This window comes from Pseudomonas psychrophila HA-4 (assembly GCF_000282975.1).
Classification (GTDB): Bacteria; Pseudomonadota; Gammaproteobacteria; order Pseudomonadales; family Pseudomonadaceae; genus Aquipseudomonas; species Aquipseudomonas psychrophila_A.
This window is the reverse complement of record NZ_ALJC01000031.1, coordinates 107,846-128,286: the sequence shown is the minus strand read 5'-3', so window position 1 is coordinate 128,286 and position 20,441 is coordinate 107,846. Positions and strand designations below refer to the sequence as shown.

Sequence of the window (20,441 nt, the reverse complement as noted above, 5' to 3'; positions counted from 1 at the left end):
TTCCGAAACCCCTGTCTGCTCACGCAGACAGGGGTTTTGTTTTTGCGTGATAGAAACATCCCAATATCCCCTGTTAGGTTGTTCGCAAGCTGCCAGTCGACACGTCTCGTGCGTCCCTGCGCGAGCATGAACAGCAAATCTGCCGAACGATAGTTTCGATAGACAAGCCCAAGCATTTAAAACGCTGAGCCCCAGACAACCACGGCCATCCTATTGGCTAGTGCGGAATGTGTTATTCCCTGGTGGCTTACGATTATTAGCGCACCTGCGACAGCTGCTTCGTAGGACCAAGCAAATAAACGCCACAAATAGCTAAGTTTTCGGCCATTGATGCCGACAGCCTGATGACAATGCGTGTATTGAGCATTGAGGCCCGAACGAACCACAGCCCGAATGGCTGCACAGAGGTTTGAGCCCGCACGCATCCCTCCTCTCGGCCTAAGAAGTCCCATGCTATGAATCTCAAGTTCAGCCATAAAATTCTTCTAGCCGCATCAGGCGTAGTCGTTTTGGCGTTTGCTTTGTTCACGTTCTACAACGACTACTTACAACGAAATACGATCAAGCAGAACATTGAATCGTCCGTGCAGCAGGCGGGTAATCTGACTGCCAGCAGCGTCCAGAATTGGTTGAGTGGCCGTATCTTGTTGCTGGAGAGCCTTGCACAGAATGTTATTCACCAAGGTAATCAGGCTGATCTCCCCGGGTTGATCAACCAGCCAGCGCTCACCTCGAACTTCCAGTTCACCTACATGGGCCAAGCTAATGGAGTGTTTACTCAGCGTCCAGACGCCAGCATGCCTGAGGGCTATGACCCGCGTGAGCGCCCCTGGTACAAGCAAGGCGTAGAAGCGGATAAGACTATGCTTACACCGCCTTACATGGCGGCTGTAGGAGGTCTGATTGTCACCATCGCCATGCCTGTCAAAAAGGATGGCCAACTATTGGGCGTGGTGGGAGGCGACTTGAGCTTGGAGAGTCTGGTCAAGATCATCAACTCAGTTGATTCTGGCGGCTTGGGCTACGCATTTTTGGTGAGCGGAGACGGTCAAGTCATTGTCAGTCCAGATAAAGACCAAGTGATGAAAAACCTGCGAGATATCTACCCCGCCAGTTCTCTGAAAATAGAGAAAGGGACTCAGGAGGTGACGCTCAATGGTCAGGAGCGGATTCTCTCTTTTACCCCGGTGACCGGCTTACCGTCCGCAGATTGGTACATTGGTCAGTCACTGGATAAAGAAAAAGCCTACGCGCCGCTCTCTAAATTTCGTACTTCCGCATTAGTCGCCATTTTTATCGCCGTAGGCGTAATTGCACTTCTGCTGGGCCTGTTGATTCAAGTGCTGATGCGTCCACTGAGAACGATGGGCCGCGCCATGCAAGACATTGCTCAAGGTGAAGGAGACCTGACACGCCGGCTCGTGATTGAGCACAAAGATGAGTTTGGCGAGTTGGCTGGCTCATTCAATCAGTTTGTTGAGCGTATTCATGCGTCTATTTCAGAAGTGTCCTCCGTCACTCGTCAGGTACACAACTTGTCCGAGCGGGTAATGGCTTCGTCCAACGCCTCAATTATTGGTTCCGATGAACAAAGCGCGCGCACCAACAGCGTTGCCGCCGCTATCAACGAACTGGGCGCTGCCACTCAGGAGATTGCACGTAATGCCGCGGATGCTTCGCAGCATGCCAGCGGAGCCAGCGAACAGGCCGACGACGGCCGCAAAGTGGTTGAGCAGACCATTCACGCCATGACTGAGCTCTCACAAAAGATCAGTTTGTCATGCGCGCAGATCGAAACCCTGAATGCCAGCACCGACAATATTGGTCACATATTGGATGTAATCAAAGGTATCTCCCAGCAAACCAACTTGCTGGCCCTCAATGCGGCCATTGAGGCTGCGCGTGCGGGCGAAGCGGGTCGTGGTTTTGCCGTGGTCGCGGATGAGGTGCGCAACCTCGCTCACCGCACTCAGGAGTCGGCTGAGGAGATCCACAAAATGATCACTTCGTTGCAAGTCGGTTCCCGCGAGGCCGTCAGCACCATGAATGCCAGCCAGATCTCCAGTGAAGACAGTGTGGAGGTGGCCAATCAGGCCGGTGCCCGTTTGATTAGCGTGACTCAGCGTATCGAAGAAATTGACGGCATGAACCAATCGGTCGCGGCTGCCACGGAGGAGCAAACCGCAGTGGTAGAAAGCCTGAACGTGGATATCAACCAAATAAACCTGCTCAACCAACAAGGCGTGGTTAACCTCAACGAAACGCTCAAAGACTGTGATGCGCTTTCGCAGCAAGCGAGTCGCCTCAAACAACTGGTCGACAGCTTTAAAATCTGAGGCTTACACACTTCAATGGCTTATCCACAGCCCTGGCATATTGCATGTCAGGGCTGTTTTGGTTTCTGGCTATTCAGATACTGAGTAATCGCTTGAATTGCACGTTGTAGATGCAGTTCGAGTTCCGCGACACAGCCCTCAACATCGCCGGCTTGAGCATGACGCAGTAGCGCCTTGTGATCGTCCTGACACAGCCTGCCCAAGTTCATCTGTTCAAGGTTGAATCGCAGAAAACGTTCTTCTTCAACAAGCCCATCTTCGATCAACGCCAACAGCTTTTTGTTCGGGGCCTTACGGTAAAGCGCTTGGTGAAAGAGCCGATTGAGTGTGCCGATCTTTGCGTAATCAGTTTCGACTTCAAGCGCGTCGATGTAGCCAGAAGCAGCCTCGAAATCGTCCTCTTTCAACAGTGGCAGTGACAAGCGCAAGGCTTGAGCCTCAAGTAAGAAACGAAGCTCATAGGTCTCTAGCGAGTTGTCCTCAATCAAAGGCGCAACGACCGCGCCCTTGTGCTGCACGACTTGCAATAAACCTTGGGATTCCAACTGACGCAAAGCCTCGCGAACCGGCATGCGACTGACGCCGAACAGCTCCGCCAATGCTTGCTGTCGAATAGCCGTACCACAGGGCAACCGACCATCGAGAATGGCGTTGCGCAAAGCCTCTTCAATAACCGACCGCGCCAAATGGGCAGGTATAGGGCCGTGTATTTCTATACTGCGTAAAGGACTGTGTTTTACGGTCACGTTGATACGACTCAGGGCAGAAATTAAGCGCGCTTATTTGGATCCAATTAAAGTTAGGTACTGGCACCATCCTTGTCAAATCCAGTTACAACTAGTTTAGCGCGTCTGAAGACCAAGCGATTGTAGAGGGCCACTATCTTTTTAGGTTGGTGACAGACATAAAACACGCTTCTCCTTTTGCTTAAGCTTGTGCCCTACAATCGCGAAAGTAAAAACGACTCCAGTCGGAGTCTTAATGCACAGCGGGTGAAGGATGGGCGTCATCAGTAATAACAATCTGGACGAGCAACTGTTCCAGCGTCTGCAAACGTCCCGCAATGTGCTGGTCCGACTGGTTCGCCAACCCTGGCTGTGGGGCATTGTGCTCTTGGCGTCGGCAGTGCGGTTCTACGGTTCAACGGTTTCTGCTATTTGGTGCGACGAAGGCTCCAGCTTAATGCTGAGCAACTACACACTCAGCGGCATCTGGTTTCATGCCGCACACGACGTTCACCCACCGCTGTACTTCATGTTATTGCATGGCTGGATCGCATTGTTCGGCGACAGCCTTGCTTCGATACGTGCCCTGAGCGTTCTGCCGGGCATCGCAAGTGTCTTTCTAGGGATGTGGCTAGTGCGCCTGATCGCTACCCAGCGGGCTGCGTTACTCGCGGGCATCTTATTGGCGCTGCTACCGACTGCTGTGCGCTACAGCCAAGAAGTGCGGATGTACTCGCTACTGGGAATGTGGCTGATCGCGGCAACGATTGCGTTGGTCTACTGGGTCAAAAGTCCGCAAAAAAACCGTTACCTAGTCATCTACACCCTGCTGATGACCGCCGCGTTTTACACCCACTATTTCACGGCTTTTTGTGTCATCGCTCACTGGTTATATCTGCTGCTTCTGAGTACCCGCAACAGTGTGGCAGGCGCGTTGATCAAGCGTCCGGCATGGTGGATTTCTAACGCTGCCATTGTGGTGTTATTCGCGCCCTGGCTTCCGGGGCTGGCTGACTTGCTGCAACACATGGACGAACTCAAAGCCGGTGGAGATGTTGGCTGGGAGAGCCCGGTCGATGCGCGAGCTTTGCCGTCCATGATTTGGCAGGTGCTGATGCAGAGTGAAGGCACGAAGATTCCAGGACCATTATTTTGGCTGGCACCCTCAGTGCTTTTTGCAGGTGCTGTGTGGGTCGCTGTTAGAGACAACACGCCCTATAAATTTCACGCGCTGATCGTGATTTACACCCTGCTACCGATCCTGTTGATTTACGCGATCTCGTTTGCTTCGCCTATGTTTATAGAGCGTTATGTGACGTTCGCCGCCCTTGGCCTGCCGTTAATTGTCGCGATAGCGGTTGATCGCTTGCTTAAGCACAGGCGGGCCTTGGCGATCTCAGTGTTTGCACTATTCCTGGGCGTTGAATGCGTGGGCCTGCGCGGTAACTTAACCGGTGACGTCGACCGCTTTGACCAGTTGGTTGCGCATGTAAATCAGCAGTTTTTACCCGGCGATCGGATTATCGTCAGCGATTTGTTTTGGTACTTCAGCTACGTTTACTACAACAAAACCAATGTCCAACCCATGCTCTACACACCGCCCACCCCAGAGGGCTTGTCCGGGCGGCCAACGGCTTACGGTTTCGGCACACTGGTTAACGCCGATGGGGCCAAAATTTACGTAGATCATCTGGCTGACTTGCCCGCTGCCCAGGGTCGCATCTGGCTGGTCAGCAGCAGCGTGCAACCGGATGACTTCGCGCCCATTCCGGCAGGCTGGGACAAAACCCAGGACCTGACCATCAATGACACTCAGGTTCGACTATATTTGACCTGCGGCGCCGACAACTGTGGCCGTGACCCTAAAGGGAGCTTATTTGATGGAAGCGTCCACCCATAGCCTCCCATCGTTGTTCAAACAACTGGGATTGCCTTCTGGCCCGGCTGATATCGAGAAATTTGTCACCACGCACTCGCCGCTCAAGCCTGGTTTGAAACTGGCCGATGCGTGTTTTTGGACAGATTCTCAAGCCGAATTCTTACGCAACGAAATTTATGAAGACGCCGATTGGGCCGAAGTGGTCGATCAGCTAAACCTTATGCTTCATGGAAAACCGATCACAGGTAAGCAGAATTAATTAGCAACACTTGACTGCGTTAATTTGGCCGCGCAGTATTAATAGTTAGCAAACTAACAATATGTGATGCCTCTTGCCTGACTCCCTTGATCAACTCCAAATGAGCATCAGCACCGGGATGGTGGTCGCGACTCGCCATTGGCGTCGCGTCTGCCAATCCACGCTGATCAACTACGGAATCTCCGAAGCCTGCGCCATGCCGTTGCTGATTATCGGCCGTCTGGGTGAAGGCGTGCGGCAAGTCACTGTGGCCCAAGCGGCCGGCATGGAAAGTCCATCGCTGGTGCGTCTGCTCGATCAAATGTGCAAGGCGGGCTACGTACTGCGCAATGAAGACGCCAGCGATCGGCGCGCAAAAACCTTGAGCCTGACCGACACCGGCCGTGCGCTGGTGCAATCGATTGAAGCGCAACTTGTGCAACTCCGGCGTGCTGCGCTGGCAGGTGTTTCTTTAGCCGATCAAGAAGCCGCACTAAGGGTGATCAAAGCCTTCGACGCCGCAGGCCAACTACCAGATGGAGCTGCTTCTTGAAAGGTTTCTTCAGCAGCATGCCGCCCGCTCGCGACTGGTTCTATGGCGTGCGGACCTTCGCGGCCTCAATGATCGCGCTATACATCGCCTTGCTGATGGAAATGCCCCGTCCATATTGGGCGATGGCCACGGTCTATATCGTCTCCAGCCCCTTCGTCGGGCCGACCAGTTCTAAGGCTGTTTACCGTGCCCTTGGCACCTTGTTGGGCGCCTCGGCGGCGGTTTTCTTTGTTCCGTTATTTGTGCAAACACCATTCTTACTGGTGCTGGTGGTCGCGCTATGGACGGGCATTCTGCTGTTTTTGTCATTGCATCTGCGCACTGCCAACAGCTATGTCTTCATGCTGGCGGGCTACACCATGCCGATGATCGCTTTGCCGATTGTCGACAACCCGCTCAATGTTTTTGACATCGCCGTCTCACGTACTGAAGAAATCATGCTCGGCATCGTGTGTGCGGCAGTGGTGGGCAGCATGTTCTGGCCACGGCGCCTGACGCCGGTGTTTATCGATTCGGCCAGCAAATGGTTCATTGATGCGGCCAATTACAGCAAGCACTACTTGGCCCGTGATGTAGACCCGAGTAAAGCCAGCGGCTTGCGCTCATCCATGGTGGCGACCTTCAATACCCTTGAATTGATGATTGGCCAGTTGCCACATGACGGCGCGCACCCGCAGACCGTTCGCAACACGAAAGAACTGCGCGGGCGGATGATCCATCTACTGCCGGTGGTTGATGCGCTGGACGATGCCCTTTACAGCCTTGAGCGGCGCACGCCGGAGTTGGTCGATAAAGTCACGCCGGTGCTGGATCACGCACGCACATGGCTTGAAAAAACCAGTGACGGCGCCCCGGTCGAACAGTGGAAAGCGTTGCGCCATGAGCTGGAATTACTGCAACCCAGCCCCGAGGCTCTGGATGATCGTCGTCAGTTACTGCTGTCCAACGTGCTCTACCGACTGGGAGAGTGGATCGATCTGTGGCAAGACTGCCGCAGTTTGCAGTTGGCTATTGCAACGGGCGACCAAGCAGTCTGGCGCGCAGTTTACCGGCATTGGCGGCTCGGTCGCCTGACACCTTTTCTAGACCGTGGACTGATGCTGTATTCGGCGTTTTCCACCGTCACAGCCATCGTCATTGCCTGCGTATTGTGGATCCTGCTCGGCTGGACTGACGGCGCCAGCGCAGTGATATTGGCGGCCGTCGCCTGCAGCTTCTTTGCGGCTATGGATGACCCTGCTCCGCAGATATATCGGTTCTTCTTCTGGACCTCGCTGTCGGTAGTGTTCGCCAGCCTGTACCTGTTTGTGATCTTGCCCAACCTGCATGATTTTCCGATGCTGGTGCTGGCATTCGCGGTGCCGTTTATTTGCGTCGGCACCCTGACCGTCCAGCCGCGTTTTTACTTGGGCACCTTGCTGACCATCGTCAACACGGCATCCTTCATCAGCATTCAGGGGGCTTACGATGCTGACTTCCAAGTATTCATCAACGCCAACCTAGCGGGCCCGATCGGATTGCTGTTCGCTTTTGTCTGGACCCTGATCGCGCGTCCGTTTGGCGCCGAACTCGCGGCCAAACGGTTGACCCGTTTCAGTTGGCGCGACATCGTCAAACTGACCAAGCCCGCAACCCTGGCCGAGCACCGGCAAATGGGGGCACAAATGCTTGACCGCCTGATGCAGCACTTGCCGCGCCTGGCCATGACCGGGCAAGACACCGGCGTGGCTCTGCGTGAACTGCGCGTGGCGCTGAACCTTCTCGACTTGCTGGCCTACGCCCCGCGTGTCACAGGCGGGCCGCAACTGTTGCTGCGCCAGGTGGTCAGTGAAGTGGGCGATTACTTTCGCGCCTGCCTTTCAGAGGGTGAGCGTTTGCCCGTGCCCAGCGCCCTGCAGATGACCATGGACCGTACCCGTCGTGCGCTCAATACAAACGTCCTGCAAGACGAAAGTGAAGCCCGCGTTCACCTGCTGCACGCGCTTAGCGGTTTGCGTTTGGCACTGCTGCCGGGCGTGGAATTCATTGTGGATAACGACAACCTGCAACACCCGCATGTTCAGGGCATTGATGGAGCGCCGCTATGATCGGAGATATCGATATCAGCGGGGTATTCCTGCCAACGCTCTTGGTCTTGATGGGCATCACCTACTTACTGTTTCTGGTGGTTCACGCATTGCTGACGCGTGTGCACTTTTACCGCCTGGTCTGGCACCGGGCTTTGTTCAACGTCGGTCTCTACGCTCTGTTACTCGGCGTTGTGGATTCGTTTAGTCGATATCTAATGACATGAAAAAACCTTTAATGACCTTGGGCAGCGTCGTTCTCACCTTGTTGGTGGTGGCGTTTGCCTGCGTCGTCGTCTGGCGCATGACCATGTACTACATGTTTGCTCCGTGGACCCGCGATGGCCACATCCGTGCTGACGTGGTGCAAATTTCTCCCGATGTATCCGGTCTGATCAAACAAGTGGATGTGCGTGACAACCAACCCGTCACCCGCGACCAGGTCTTGTTCATCATCGACCAGGAGCGTTACAAACTGGCCCTGCGTCAGGCTCAGGCGACAGTGGCTGATCGCAAGGAGACACTGGCTCAGGCCCAGCGTGAAAACCGCCGTAACCGTGGCTTGGGTAACCTGGTCGCCCGTGAGCAGTTGGAAGAAAGCCAGTCGCGTGAAATGCGCGCGCAGGCGGCGCTGACAGAAGCCGAAGTGGCGGTCGACAGCGCACAACTTAACCTTGACCGCACCGTGGTGCGCAGCCCAGTTGATGGCTACGTCAACGACCGCGCGCCACGGGTCAACGAATTCGTGACAGCGGGGCGGCCGGTCTTGTCGATTGTCGACAGCAGCTCATTCCACATCGATGGTTATTTTGAAGAAACTAAACTCGATGGCATCCATGTAGGCCAACGCGTTGATATTCGTGTGGTCGGTGATGACGCCCGCTTGCGCGGCCATGTTGAAAGCATCGTGGCAGGCATCGAAGACCGCGACCGCACCAGCGGCCAGAACCTGTTGCCCAACGTAAACCCAGCATTCAGTTGGGTACGGCTGGCGCAACGGATCCCCGTGCGTATCGTGTTTGATGATGTCCCTGAAGACTTCCGCATGATCGCCGGGCGCACCGCGACTGTTTCTATCATCGCGGATTCACCCAAGGCCCAGGCTGCGCAGGAGAAGGCGCAATGAAAGCTGTTCACCTGGCAGCCGTAGGGCTGGGTTTTCTGCTGTCAGGCTGCCAGATGGTCGGGCCTGACTATCAACTACCCAAAGACTCGGCCCTGCAACGTCCAGACGTGCAGGGTGAGTTGGCGGGTGAGGGCGCCAATGTTGTATCGGCGCCGGTGCCAAACGATTGGTGGAAGCTTTACCAAGACCCGACGCTGAACGAGCTGGTCCGTCAGGCCATGGCCTCCAACACCAACCTGCGGGTGGCTGCGGCAAACCTGTCGCGGGCGCGGGCTCAGGTTGAACAAGCGCAATCGGCGGGTGGCTGGAACGCTTCGGCTAAGGCGGGCGCTCAACGTCTTCAAGAGTCCGGCGAAGCCTTCCTGCTGGCAGACAAAGTACCCGTGGCAAACGTTGGTGACCTCGGCATCAGCACCTCATACCAGTTCGACTTATGGGGCACCTTGCAGCGCGGCATCGAAGCGGCGCAGGCCAATGCCGACGCGACCCAAGCGGCCGCTGATACCGCGCGCATTACCGTGGTTGCTGACGTGGTACGCGCATACACCCAAGTCTGTGCGGCCAATGAAGAGCGCGGAATCGCTCAAGATTCGCTAAAACTACAAGCACAAACCACCTCGCTGACTCAGCGTCTGCGGGATGCCGGTCGGGGTGACGAAACCCAGGTCACGCGCTCCGAAACCCAGTTCAAATCGTTGCGTGCAGAGTTGCCGCGTTACGAGGCGTTGCGTCAGGCGGGACTGTTTCGTTTGTCGATGCTGCTCGCCAAACCGCTGGACCAACTGCCTGCCGGGGTAGCCACCTGTGCTGAGCTTCCGCATATCGCGCAACTGTTGCCGGTAGGCGATGGTGCGGCGCTGCTCAAACGTCGTCCTGACGTGCGTCAGGCCGAACGCCATTTGGCGGCCGCAACGGCTCAAATTGGCGTGGCCACCGGTTCGCTGTACCCGGACATCAGCATCGGAGCGAGTATTGGCACTGTCGGCATACTGGACAACCTCGGCACCGCGCCGACTAATCGCTGGGGCTTTGGTCCTCTGTTGAGCTGGACCCTACCCACCAACGGTTCCCGGGCGCGGATCCGAGAAGCCGAAGCGGCCACCCAAGGTGCGCTGGCCACGTTTGATGGCGTGGTGCTGAACGCCATCCGCGAAACCCAGACCAGCCTGGTGCAATACACCGCCGTGCTTCAGCGCCGTGATGCATTGGCCGATGCCGGTGCCTCCGCCAAAACGGCTGCCGACCAGACCCATCAGTTTTTCCAGGCCGGGCGTGCCTCCTTCCTTTCAGACTTGCAGGCCACACGCACCTACACCGACGTTCGCGCTCAACTGGCCGCTGCCAACACACAAGTGGCTATGAGCCAAATTGATCTATTTTTGGCTCTGGGGGGCGGATGGGAAAGTGGTCGCACACCGGCGGCTGCCAATGCGAAACCATGACAACAATGTCACGCAGTTCATCACAAGCGAGGGCTAATGTGTGGGCATTAGGATGCTGCCTTTAATTTTGTAGGAATAATCGTGTGACGCCATCCGTCGGGCGAGTAGAAGTGCCTTAGAGCGCCTGTTTCAGGCGCTATGCCCACGGTCTTGACCGCGAAGCGTCTGATCTGTGCCGCACATCGGCTGCGCTGAAAAAGCGTCGGGCTGTCGCTAGTGTTAACCTGCCGCCACTTTTGGGCCCATGAAGGGCTCAGCAAAGACCGCATATCTTTCAACACAACGGACATTGAACGGGTCAACTGATGAACAAACCATTAGGCGTACTGGTAGGCATTGTTGTAATTGCAGGGGCTCTCAATACTGCGGGTGCGTGGTACACCGGGACCAAAATTCAGGGCGAACTGGAACAATCCCTGGAGCAGGCCAACGTAGAGCTGGCGCAACAGCTTAAGGGCACCACGACCCGCGCCACCGTCGAGCTGGCCTCATTTGAGCGTAACCTCTACAGCAGCACGGCGCATTACCGAGTCGATATCCAAGACGACAAAGACATGGGCAAGCAGCCGATGGTTTTTCTGTTTGCAGACCACATCGAACACGGTCCTTTGCCATGGTCGCGCATCAAAACCTTCAAGTGGATGCCAGTCATGGCGACCAGCAACTATTCGCTGGTAAAAACCCCGTTCACCGAAAAATGGTTTGCAGCGGCCAAAGACCAGTCTCCGCTGAAGGGCCGGGTAACGATTGGCTACAACCGCTCGATTGATGGCGATTTGGCGCTGTTGCCCCTCGAAGCCAAGCTTGATGAAAACGCCAACTTCATTTTTTCCGGCTTGACCATGAGTGCTCAGTCGGACGCTGACGGGCAAAATGTCAAAGGTAAAGGCTACATGGACCACCTGGAGTTCGTGAGCACCACCCCTGGCCAGCCACGGGCACGCATCGAACTTAATGGCCTAACCATGGCCAGTGATTTGAACAAAAGTGCCTTTGGTTTTTACTTGGGCCAAAACGTTCTGGAATTGAGCGAAGGCCAACTGACTTTCGGCGAGCGCCAATCGGTTGCCAAGGTCAAAAACTTCGAATATGCGGGTTCGGCGTCGGCTAAGGGCAACCTCATGTCCGGGCGCCTTAGCTACAACGTGGGCGACTTCACTTTGGACGACAAGCCAGTGGGCAGTGCGCAAATGATCATGACTGCCAGCAGCCTGGATGTCCCGGCCATGCAGTCGTTATTAACGCTCTATCAGGCCAAAGTCCAGCCGCAACCTGACGGTACAAAACCTGTGGCCCCGCTGACCCAGGCGGAACAGACCCAGATGCAAGCCGACGTTAAACAAATGCTGACGGCCAAGCCACAGCTGGCGCTGGAGAAATTCACGATCAAAACCGCCAATGGCCAAAGTGACCTCAACGTGGCCGTAAGCCTTGCCCCGCCGACCACGTTCGAACAGCCTCCGCTCGAACTGACACAGCAAGTGCTGACCTCTCTAGACGCCAAACTGGTGCTGTCCAAGCCGATGATTGCCGACTTGTCGGTTGTTCAGGCGCAACTGGCCGGCCAGACAGATCCTCAAACCATTGAGAAAATGGCCACCATGAACAGCGAAATGGCAGGTGTCATGGCTGTGCAAGCCGGGGTAGCGAAAGTGGAGGGCAACAACATCCTGGCATCACTCAACTACGCAGCAGGCCAGGTTGACTTCAACGGCCAAAAAATGAGCCTTGAAGACTTCATCAACCTGATGGTCACTCGCCTCGGTAACGGCCCCGACCGCCTTTAACGGCTGCGCACGGCCTCTCAACGGTAGAAGCGAGCATGCTCGCTTCTGCAGGCTCTACTTTCGACGTTGAGAACTGAATGCCTTGTAGCAAAGTAGTCGCCAGTACGTAATTAAAATCTATATATAAAATAAGATATGGCGTTTTAGCTTGTAGGAAGAATTCATAATTAACATTCTTTGAGTATAGTGCGTGCTGGGACCGCCCTTGTTAAAGGGCGTATTCGGGAATCATTAAATACTAATTGGGCATATGCCCTGTCTACATGAAATATCGTGTGACTCAAAACTAAAGTTTACTTTGTTGGCAGTGATAGTCTACGGCCGCTTTTTAGTCCGTGCCGGATTTTGCACGATCTCTTGTTTTAAACAAAATGGACATTGATTGAGTCAGCTAATGAAAAAAACATTAAAGGTATTGGTAGTCGTCACTGCGATTATTTGCGGGTCAGGCATTGTCGGCGCATGGTTAACAGGTACGCAACTAGAAGGCGCTGTGCAGTCGATGGTGCACGAAACCAATAAAAAACTAGAAGTTGGCAGAGCAGCTTTTAATATTCTAGCTTGGCTTGAATTGGTCTCTTTTGAACAGGGTATCTTCAGTAGCACCGCGCGTTATCGAGTCAAATACAAAGACGCATCGTCTGTTACGCATTCAGCACCCCTGGAATTTATCGTTGTCGATCGGATTGAGCACGGACCTTTTCCTTGGACACGGGTTAAAAACCTGAACCTTTTCCCGGTTATAGCGACCAGCAATCTTTCGCTCGAAAAAACACCTTCAACAGAACTACTTTTCACGGGTGAAAAAAACCAGTCCCCACTTCAAGGCCACGTTGTCTATGGTTATTCCGGGTCAACCAGTGGGCAGGTTGATTTGCTGCCAATCGATATTTCCCTTGAGCAGCTATCACTTTCATCATCTGGCCTGTCAGTTATTTTTAAAGAGACAGGCGACGGTAGAAAGTTAAGGGTTAAAAGTCAGGCCGAAGATTTTAATCTTCGCCTCGGTGACAACAAACAAACACGCCTTGAGGTTCAGTTTAAAAATGTTGAGTTGAACACCGATTTGAACAAAACGCTTCATGATTTTTATGTAGGCAGCCGGTCTATTACCTTGGGTGAGGGGAAGATAAATTGGCGGGGGAGCCAAACGCAATTAGGCTTAAAGGATCTTGAACTAAAGAGCGTCAGCAAGGCGAGCGGTGATTTGATGGACGCTCAGGATGCCTATCGAGTGGGAGACATCACCCTCAATGGAAAGTCGGTCGCCAGTGCCAACATGAGTGTCGCGGTTAGAGACATTAATATTCCAGCGCTTTTATCAATACTCTCGATTTTTGATTCTTATAGCCAAAATATTCAGCGTCGGCCTGGCACACCATTGAGCTATGACCAACTCTATAAGTTGAAAACGGCGGCAGAGAAATATGCTGAGTCGAAGCCATACACGGAGTGGGATAATCTGACGATAAAAACCGCTAACGGAGAAAGCCACTTCAGTTTCGCTTTGGGCATTAACAAGCCTTCCGGGCGTGCCGGCGGATTCGCTGACCAAATCAGGCACACAATCTCTAGCGTGTATGTGGATTTAAAACTCTCCAAGCCAATGCTGGCCGACTTGCTGAGTGTTCAGGCACAACTGGTCGGGACAACAGCCCCAGAGGACATTCCTCAACTGGCCAAGTTGGGCAGTGAAATGATCGCCCTAAAAGCGGTGGAAACTGGGTTGGCAAAAATTGAAGGCAACACTGTCATGGCATCGCTCGTTTATTCGGCTGGGCAAGTCGACTTAAATGACCAAAAAATGAGTGTTGAAGACTTCTTTAGTGTGTTGTCACCTCTATGGGATGGCGTAAGTCAGTAAACAATCTTGCGTAATGATCCTCAGGATTGATTTTGTGGGAGTTGACCAGGCATGCCCAGTTCGACAGCGATCTGTGCTTAGTTCATGCCATCTATACCGCTCAGCAACAGCGTCAAGGCCCAGAACCTGACACTGTGGACTACAGCTACACGCCGGATAACCCGCTGGGCGACGTGCTGGTCTTCACCCTGGGCCGGGGAAGAACATTGCAAGGCAGCGTCGAGTATCAGTTCTAACCTCAACCACGCCTCCGTAGAAGGTGCCGCCCCGTCTTCGACGCTGCGCTGTCGCGCAGCAAACAGGCTACTGATAATCGACAGTATCCCCCAATCGGTTCCCTCTCCTTCGGGAGAGTGCTAGGGCGAGGGGGCTCTTGATTTGAGTGAATATCCATTGCTGCGGCTACGGCGACTTAGGGTTTCGCCTTTACGGCGTGTCACTTTGTTAAGAGCATGTACGGCACGTCACATCAGTTCCGGCAGCAACGTTTTCGCAAACACAAAGCACAACTTATTGCCTTCTGGATCGCGGCAGTACGCGCCGTAATAATCGGCGCCATATTGTGGGCGATCCCCAGGTGCACCTTCATCACTGCCACCCAAGCGCAAAGCCGTCTCCCATGCGGCGTTCACCTGCTCAATCGACTGCGCACCAAAGCTTACCTGCACCCCATTGCCCCACGTCGCGGGCAAGCCATTGAACGGCTGTTGAATATAAAACTGCGGCCAATAGAACCCCGGCCGTTGCCACCCCACGCCCGCAGGACCGGTGTCTTCATGCTCATGAACAATGCGCACTAGCCCCAGCGTCGCCAGCACCGCATCGTAAAAAACAGACATTGCTGGCACATCCCGTGCGCCAATCTGGATATGGCTAAACATGAGTAATCCCCCGCAAGTGGAGCGCTCACTGTAGCCAGCTTTTGTGGCCAACATTGCCAGTACGCAATGAGCACTAGTGATAATAAGGTTGGAGTCTGTTAAATAGCCGTATAGCTACACCGCAAACTTTTTAGATCATGCATAAAAAAAAGGACCTATGTATGAGCAATAGTGGAAATTTACCGCTGATCAAAAAGCATATCTCGCTGGAAGAGGTGCTGCGGCTGGCGACGCCGGATGAGTTGCACGCCATCGCCGATATTTTGCTGGCTAAATCCAATGACCGCTTGCTAGGTAATGACGCTTCTAGGCAGAAACTTGCCCGCTGCCACCAAGAGGGCCAGCTATACCCAGCCGTCAACGAAATTGCTTTCGAAATTCGTGCGCTGGGCAGCGTCAGCCTTGCCAGTTTGCTGCGCCGAGGCGAGCCCGTCAGTTACGACGAAGTTGTGCGGGATGTCGCCAGTGAGTTGAAAATAAAATTTAGCAAGCAAGACACGACCGCGCGTATCGAGCAGATGATGCTCGAGATGCTTGCCGAAAAGTTGGCAGAGCAAGACGTGCAAGTGACTACAAAACCTTCAACTGTGGCTTCATCATTCGGCTCTTTACTCGGGCCGTTGAGCAAGTCGCGCTTAGGTCGAGTAGGAGCAACCGTAGTTGGCAGTGCGCTGGGTTCAGTTGCAGCAGCGGCCATGCACAAAGTATTACCGCTTGGCGCAATCGGTGTTGTTACCGCCAGCGTTTTGGCAGTGAAAAATAAAGCGCGACCAGAATTGGAAGGGCTGACCATGATTACCGTCCACATCGCGCGGATCCGTGCTGGCGTTGTCGCCGCGGACCACGAGGACTTCGCCAACAGATTGAGGGCGTGCGTATGAGCGCTGAAATTATTGCTAGAGCTATCAGTTCCGCGCCGGAGATTCTCGAGGGCATTAGCTCCGGGCTGTATACGGTGTGGGGCGGCGTTGTCAGGTTTTCTAAAGGTAACCCTAGAGGCGGGGAGATCGTGGGTCATCTGCAGTTTCCTGATAATGCAGACCAAGCTTCAGAACAGATTGGCCGTGTCTTGGAAACCCTAAGCGGTGCTGGCGGCATACAGGAGTCCTTGGGCGCGTTGCAAAGCCTGCAGTACGCGAACCTAGCGTTGTCTGGACTGAATCTGGCTGTTTCTGTCGCCGGTTTTGCGATTGTGTGCAAAAAGCTCAACGGTATTTCCGAGCAGTTGCACCAGCAATCGGAAAAGCTCGATCTGCTGCTGGATATGGCTCGCGATGTCAAAGCTCGGGAAGCGTTGCGCGATGACGCGCGTTTCCGTGCCGCGCTCAAGACCGTCCGCCAATTCGCCGAGCTTGGTGATCTTCAAGGGCTTAAGAGTCAAGTGGGTAATCTGCACGAGCAATACGAGATCACAAAACTGACATTGAACAGAGCGACAGCTGACGTCACCGGCGCAGGCTTCGTTGAATCCTTGGATGTGTTGAAAAGTTTGCAGCAACGCATGATGTACCTCGGATTTTTGCAGTCATACGTTCAGCAGCGCACAGCGGGGGAGACGTATGCCATCGAGACATTGCGAGAACTACAAGAGGATTGGCTGCACGTTAATAAGTCGGTTATAGACACCATCGCAGCTAATCAGGAGTGGGTAGAGCAGTTAACGCAGGATGCCGCTGACAACATCATTTCCTTTCTTGAGTACCGTAAACAGGCAGCTCCGGCCATCGAATACCAGAGTAGCTTGTTAGCGTTCACTGCCCAGCACCCTCAGGCGGTCGAGTTGCTCAATGAAAGTGTCACGCAAATTCGATTTCTGGCTGCCTGATTCAGGCTCGCCACCGTTACCTTGAGCCCAAGTAAGACGCTGATGTTGCGCTGGATCTGAGTAAGGCCTTGGTAGTGGTGGGCTCCTGGTAAATGGTTTACTCGATAGGCTTGCAGCCATAAAACGTTGGTGGACGTTTTATGGCTCACGGCCTGAGGTAGTAATCGGCCAGAAGCGAAAGTTCATTTACGCCGAGCATCGCTGAGTTATATCGGCTAGTGCGCAGCAGTCTGTCAGCCACTGCCGCGCTAGCCTAAAGCCGCTCCACCGAAACGCCAATGCACGTTGGAATGAGAAAGGCGCTTACACCAAAGCCTTAGGTGAGCTTTTCACCGCCAGCAAGTCGACTTGTCGAATTTCTGGCGGAATGGCCAGCATGTCGTGCTGTTCTTTGCGAAGTGACTTCACGATATTCCCGTGAATGTGCTGCTCGCGCCCTTCCTCCGTCAGGAACGTGTCATAGATGCCAAAGGTATGCTCATCGAGTTTGAACGCGTACCACGTCACGGTCCCTTGCTCATCCAGTGCAAAGCGCTGCATATCTTTGAGCCAGTTCTCCAGTTGGTGCGCGCTTTCGGGCTTTGCTGTCAGCGTCACCAGCAAGCCAACATTGCGTGGCGATGTGCGCAGGGTCACGGGAGCCGATCTACGTTGCGGTGCAGAGTGCGACTTGCCGTGCTTGAAGTGCGAGCCCAAATGATCGTCGCGAAGTTGAGAGTGGCCGTAGACGCGCTCGCGCAGCGTCTGGGAAGGCTGTTCTGAGGCCTCGGCGATCAGACCTCGGCGTCTTAATTCTGGAGTAATCAAGTCGCGAAAATCTTCAAACGTACCGAAGTTCGTCACGCGGGCAATGTTGAATCCGTCGACATCGGCGACCTCAAGCCACTCCTCCATATGATCCACAATCGTTTGTGGCGAGCCAACGCAGCTTGCGCTCATACCGCCTACGCAGAGCCATTCAGCTAAGCGGCGGGGGGTCCAGACCAGTTCGCTGTCAACACGGGTCAGCATATCGCTGAACGCACGAATGCCGTCTCCGCGGAATTGATCGAGTGGTTTGTCTGGATCAGCCCCGGCCAGGTCGATGCCGGTCCAGCCGCCCCAAAGCGCCAGCGCCGCATCGACTTGGGCGCATTCCTTGATGGTCGCCAGCTTCTGTTGGGCGAGTTCATCCGTTTGCGCAACAATTGGCGTCAGCATGATGATGATCTTCAGACTGCGCGGGTCGCGGCCTTGCTCAGCGGCCAGCATGCGGTACTGATCGACGACGGTACGCGTATCCTTCGGGTTGGTGCCAATCAGAAAGACCGCTTCAGCATGGGAGGCGGCGAAATTACGCCCCCTTGCCGACGCACCTGCTTGGAAAAGAAAAGGGGTTCTTTGTGGCGACGGCTCGCAAAGATGCGCGCCTGGAACTTTGAAATACTTTCCGACATGGTTGATGTCATGCACTTTCGACGAGTCGGTATACACACCTCGCTCTATATCCCTGACAACGGCGCCGTCCTCCCAGGATCCCTCCCAAAGCTTGTAGCAAACCTCCATAAACTCGTCGGCGATATCGTAGCGCTCATCATGTTCGATCTGGCGGTCAAGCCCGAGATTGACGGCAGCGCTCTGCTGATAGGATGTCACGATGTTCCAGGCGATTCGGCCCTTGGTAAGGTGGTCCAGCGTGGTCATCGTCTTCGCGAATTTGTAAGGCAACTCGTAGGTCAGCGAAACCGTGGCGCCGAAGCTCAGTCTTTTGGTGACGGCCGCCATAGCCGCTATCGTCATCAACGGATCCCCAACCGGTGCCTGCGCGGCGGTTCGCAAGGCCGCATCGCGATTGCCGCCATACACGTCGTAAAAGCCAAGAACATCAGCAATGAACAAGGCATCGAATCCACCTTGTTCCAGGACCTTTGCCATCTCTACCCAGTACTCGATGTCCTTGTAATTGTGTGTCTGGTCGTCCGGGTATCTCCACATGCCAGGGTTCTGGTGCACGACACAGTGCATATCAAAAGCGCTCAGGAAGATATGGGCACGGTTATTGTATTGTTTGGGCATGTTTGATCCTGCGTACGCTAATAAAATTAGGTGAGCTTCACTGGCCAAAGACGAATGGCGAACTTTAAATTTTCGAGGTCACGATCGACAGCGCTTGTATATCCAACGCGCCGTCCAGAAGTTCATCACTGACTTGCGCTAACGTCTTGCCGATATCACCGTTGAGATGAGCGCTGCGGCTCTCTTCGTCATTGAAGGTGTCGAAGATTCCGAATTTTGTGTTGGTAATGCGATAGGCATACCAGGTGACGGTGCCCGACTCACGAACGGCGACACTGAGGGCATTGCTGAGAATCGCAGCCACCTGGTCTTGCTTGCCGGCCTTTGCGGTCAGGGTCACGAGCAGCCCATACTTGGGGTCTTGAGCGTTACCGGCAGACGACCCAGCGTTAATACGTCGGTTAGATTCATTATTCGCAAGGTTGGCTTTTTCGGGGAGGGACATGCGTATAGCTTCCTTTGACAATTATCGACTGTTAATTGCACTCAGTCTGGGTCGAGGAATGACAGAGCAGGAACCGGGCCATTTATTAAATTAACTTTAAAATCAATGAGTTAAATATAATTCAGGCTGATCTTGGCTTTATTTGCTGCTACACACTGTTGAACTGCTGTTTGCCGGGCAACACTTATCTCTAAAGGCAGGTTGTTCTGCTGTTATTGGAAGCGAGAGTCGGGTTTTATTTGTCCGCCTGATGTTATGTCCGCTTCTTGCCGAGAGGTCCCGGTCATAAACTGCAGCAATCGACCCAAGGCAGACTTCCAGAGAGTCACGTCAAATCGCAGCCTTCGGCAGCTAGGAAACCCACCTCCGGCGGGCGTCGGGGATTTGAGCATGAGGGTTGCCAACAGCTACGCCTGGATTACTTCAAAGCACTCTGATCGAAGGGATAAGTTGCCATTTTTTCAAAGCCCGTCTTTTTTTGCCCATTAGCCTTTCCCCGGGAATACAGACCGTTGCCGTCCTGTTCGCGGTACGTTGCACTTTCTGGCTCCAAGCCTGCGCGCGTGGTATCAGCCAAGGGGCGGCGTTTGATTTCAGTTCGTTTCACTGCTTGTAGGCCTCCAGTTCAAGGAATTTCAAGGCATATACGTGGGCATACACGGCGTGAAGGTATAGGGGTGGACAGGGACGGATAGCCAGAAACAAGAAAGCCCGCACAGGGCGGGCTTCTTGAGGGGATTCGTAGACTGTCTGAGACAGGTCTAGATTGCTATATGGTGCACCAGACGGGATTCGAACCCATGACCCCTGCCTTCGGAGGGCAGTACTCTATCCAGCTGAGCTACTGGTGCGACGCGGGCGCCATAATACTCATCTGCGTGTCGCTCGTCCATGGAGATGATTCGTAGGGTGTTTCCTTTCGCGTTATGAGCTATTAATGGGGGCTAGGTGAGAAAAGGGTAAACAACACCGTTTGTTCTTTTTTTCGAACAAACTATTGTCCTTTACCCCCGTTGAACCTAGGATTCGTTTGAGATTTCAAACGCTCTTGTCTGAGTGCTGAACCGCACGGCTTATCATTTGTGCGCTATACAGGTACTTTGGCCAGTGAATGACTTCCTGACGGCAGCCTGCGAGGCTGCATGAAAACTGCTGCACTCGGAAATACTGCGTTAAAAACAGACTCGGAATGCTCATTTACAATCCGTAGACTCCGCTT

Annotated in this window: 16 protein-coding genes, 1 tRNA gene and 3 pseudogenes; 14 read left to right on the top strand and 6 right to left on the bottom strand. The window is 54.1% G+C overall.

Annotated features, from left to right (window positions below):
* Window positions 1-455: 455 nt before the first annotated feature.
* Both B347_RS27125 and B347_RS27120 read left to right on the top strand, forming a co-directional pair.
* Window positions 456-1,481 (top strand): annotated as a pseudogene (locus tag B347_RS27125) (HAMP domain-containing protein); the annotation flags it as partial.
* Between the two features lie 69 nt (window positions 1,482-1,550).
* The gene (locus B347_RS27120; protein ID WP_423812767.1) at window positions 1,551-2,336 is read left to right on the top strand and encodes a methyl-accepting chemotaxis protein; all 786 of its coding nucleotides are present in this window, start codon (window positions 1,551-1,553) and stop codon (window positions 2,334-2,336) included.
* Between the two features lie 47 nt (window positions 2,337-2,383).
* On the opposite strand, the gene B347_RS0104270 is transcribed toward B347_RS27120, so the two are convergent.
* On the bottom strand, window positions 2,384-3,082 hold the full coding sequence (locus B347_RS0104270) for a GntR family transcriptional regulator (protein ID WP_026013985.1): 699 nt from the start codon (window positions 3,080-3,082) through the stop codon (window positions 2,384-2,386).
* A gap of 253 nt (window positions 3,083-3,335) precedes the next feature.
* Here B347_RS0104270 and B347_RS0104265 point away from each other — a divergent pair, with 253 nt between their 5' ends.
* From B347_RS0104265 to B347_RS27115, 10 genes and pseudogenes are all read left to right on the top strand, one after another.
* The gene (locus B347_RS0104265) at window positions 3,336-4,961 is read left to right on the top strand and encodes a glycosyltransferase family 39 protein (protein WP_019408470.1); all 1,626 of its coding nucleotides are present in this window, start codon (window positions 3,336-3,338) and stop codon (window positions 4,959-4,961) included.
* Window positions 4,942-5,199: a DUF2789 domain-containing protein gene (locus B347_RS0104260; protein ID WP_019408469.1), complete on the top strand. Its 258-nt coding sequence runs from the start codon at window positions 4,942-4,944 to the stop codon at window positions 5,197-5,199. The genes B347_RS0104265 and B347_RS0104260 overlap by 20 nt, the downstream gene beginning before the upstream one ends.
* Window positions 5,200-5,299: 100 nt before the next feature.
* Entirely contained in the window at window positions 5,300-5,731 is a 432-nt protein-coding gene (locus B347_RS0104255; protein WP_019408468.1) for a MarR family winged helix-turn-helix transcriptional regulator, read from the top strand.
* The gene (locus B347_RS0104250) at window positions 5,728-7,818 is read left to right on the top strand and encodes an FUSC family protein (protein ID WP_019408467.1); all 2,091 of its coding nucleotides are present in this window, start codon (window positions 5,728-5,730) and stop codon (window positions 7,816-7,818) included. The genes B347_RS0104255 and B347_RS0104250 overlap by 4 nt, the downstream gene beginning before the upstream one ends.
* Window positions 7,815-8,024: a DUF1656 domain-containing protein gene (locus tag B347_RS0104245; RefSeq protein ID WP_019408466.1), complete on the top strand. Its 210-nt coding sequence runs from the start codon at window positions 7,815-7,817 to the stop codon at window positions 8,022-8,024. The genes B347_RS0104250 and B347_RS0104245 overlap by 4 nt, the downstream gene beginning before the upstream one ends.
* A complete protein-coding gene (locus B347_RS0104240; protein ID WP_026013984.1) occupies window positions 8,021-8,923 on the top strand; it encodes an efflux RND transporter periplasmic adaptor subunit in 903 nt (300 codons plus the stop codon). Before B347_RS0104245 ends, B347_RS0104240 begins: the two co-directional genes overlap by 4 nt.
* Complete coding sequence (locus tag B347_RS0104235; RefSeq protein WP_019408464.1) at window positions 8,920-10,365, top strand: efflux transporter outer membrane subunit; 1,446 nt, start codon at window positions 8,920-8,922, stop codon at window positions 10,363-10,365. The genes B347_RS0104240 and B347_RS0104235 overlap by 4 nt, the downstream gene beginning before the upstream one ends.
* Before the next feature lie 305 nt (window positions 10,366-10,670).
* On the top strand, window positions 10,671-12,152 hold the full coding sequence (locus tag B347_RS0104230) for a YdgA family protein (protein ID WP_019408463.1): 1,482 nt from the start codon (window positions 10,671-10,673) through the stop codon (window positions 12,150-12,152).
* A 394-nt stretch (window positions 12,153-12,546) separates the two neighbouring features.
* Window positions 12,547-14,016, top strand: a complete 1,470-nt coding sequence (locus tag B347_RS0104225) for a YdgA family protein (RefSeq protein WP_019408462.1) — start codon at window positions 12,547-12,549, stop codon at window positions 14,014-14,016.
* 161 nt (window positions 14,017-14,177) lie between these two features.
* A pseudogene (locus tag B347_RS27115) lies at window positions 14,178-14,252 on the top strand (hypothetical protein); the annotation flags it as partial.
* 228 nt (window positions 14,253-14,480) lie between these two features.
* On the opposite strand, the gene B347_RS0104215 reads toward B347_RS27115, so the two are convergent.
* Window positions 14,481-14,897 (bottom strand): VOC family protein, encoded by a 417-nt coding sequence (locus tag B347_RS0104215; protein ID WP_026013983.1) that lies wholly within the window; start codon window positions 14,895-14,897, stop codon window positions 14,481-14,483.
* A gap of 161 nt (window positions 14,898-15,058) precedes the next feature.
* On the opposite strand from B347_RS0104215, the gene B347_RS0104210 reads away from it, so the two are divergent.
* Together B347_RS0104210 and B347_RS0104205 are read left to right on the top strand one after the other, a co-directional pair.
* Complete coding sequence (locus B347_RS0104210; RefSeq protein ID WP_019408459.1) at window positions 15,059-15,778, top strand: hypothetical protein; 720 nt, start codon at window positions 15,059-15,061, stop codon at window positions 15,776-15,778.
* On the top strand, window positions 15,775-16,722 hold the full coding sequence (locus B347_RS0104205; protein WP_019408458.1) for a hypothetical protein: 948 nt from the start codon (window positions 15,775-15,777) through the stop codon (window positions 16,720-16,722). Before B347_RS0104210 ends, B347_RS0104205 begins: the two co-directional genes overlap by 4 nt.
* A 303-nt stretch (window positions 16,723-17,025) precedes the next feature.
* Here B347_RS0104205 and B347_RS0104200 read toward each other — a convergent pair whose 3' ends face one another.
* The 4 genes and pseudogenes from B347_RS0104200 to B347_RS0104185 form a co-directional block, all read right to left on the bottom strand.
* Window positions 17,026-18,777: an NtaA/DmoA family FMN-dependent monooxygenase gene (locus tag B347_RS0104200; RefSeq protein WP_019408457.1), complete on the bottom strand. Its 1,752-nt coding sequence runs from the start codon at window positions 18,775-18,777 to the stop codon at window positions 17,026-17,028.
* Window positions 18,778-18,841: 64 nt separating this feature from the next.
* Entirely contained in the window at window positions 18,842-19,222 is a 381-nt protein-coding gene (locus tag B347_RS0104195) for a putative quinol monooxygenase (protein WP_019408456.1), read from the bottom strand.
* Between the two features lie 475 nt (window positions 19,223-19,697).
* Window positions 19,698-19,829, bottom strand: a pseudogene (locus tag B347_RS25405) (tyrosine-type recombinase/integrase); the annotation flags it as partial.
* Between the two features lie 167 nt (window positions 19,830-19,996).
* Window positions 19,997-20,073, bottom strand: a tRNA-Arg gene (locus B347_RS0104185).
* Window positions 20,074-20,441: the final 368 nt, after the last annotated feature.

Bases quoted from the DNA above. Each gene is read 5' to 3' on its own strand.
- B347_RS27120 (WP_423812767.1), top strand. From the start codon at position 1,551: ATGGCTTCGTCCAACGCCTCAATTATTGGTTCCGATGAACAAAGCGCG.
- B347_RS0104265 (WP_019408470.1), top strand. From the start codon at position 3,336: ATGGGCGTCATCAGTAATAACAATCTGGACGAGCAACTGTTCCAGCGT.
- B347_RS0104260 (WP_019408469.1), top strand. From the start codon at position 4,942: ATGGAAGCGTCCACCCATAGCCTCCCATCGTTGTTCAAACAACTGGGA.
- B347_RS0104255 (WP_019408468.1), top strand. From the start codon at position 5,300: ATGAGCATCAGCACCGGGATGGTGGTCGCGACTCGCCATTGGCGTCGC.
- B347_RS0104245 (WP_019408466.1), top strand. From the start codon at position 7,815: ATGATCGGAGATATCGATATCAGCGGGGTATTCCTGCCAACGCTCTTG.
- B347_RS0104240 (WP_026013984.1), top strand. From the start codon at position 8,021: ATGAAAAAACCTTTAATGACCTTGGGCAGCGTCGTTCTCACCTTGTTG.
- B347_RS0104235 (WP_019408464.1), top strand. From the start codon at position 8,920: ATGAAAGCTGTTCACCTGGCAGCCGTAGGGCTGGGTTTTCTGCTGTCA.
- B347_RS0104230 (WP_019408463.1), top strand. From the start codon at position 10,671: ATGAACAAACCATTAGGCGTACTGGTAGGCATTGTTGTAATTGCAGGG.
- B347_RS0104225 (WP_019408462.1), top strand. From the start codon at position 12,547: ATGAAAAAAACATTAAAGGTATTGGTAGTCGTCACTGCGATTATTTGC.
- B347_RS0104215 (WP_026013983.1), bottom strand. From the start codon at position 14,897: ATGTTTAGCCATATCCAGATTGGCGCACGGGATGTGCCAGCAATGTCT.
- B347_RS0104210 (WP_019408459.1), top strand. From the start codon at position 15,059: ATGAGCAATAGTGGAAATTTACCGCTGATCAAAAAGCATATCTCGCTG.
- B347_RS0104205 (WP_019408458.1), top strand. From the start codon at position 15,775: ATGAGCGCTGAAATTATTGCTAGAGCTATCAGTTCCGCGCCGGAGATT.
- B347_RS0104200 (WP_019408457.1), bottom strand. From the start codon at position 18,777: ATGCCCAAACAATACAATAACCGTGCCCATATCTTCCTGAGCGCTTTT.
- B347_RS0104195 (WP_019408456.1), bottom strand. From the start codon at position 19,222: ATGTCCCTCCCCGAAAAAGCCAACCTTGCGAATAATGAATCTAACCGA.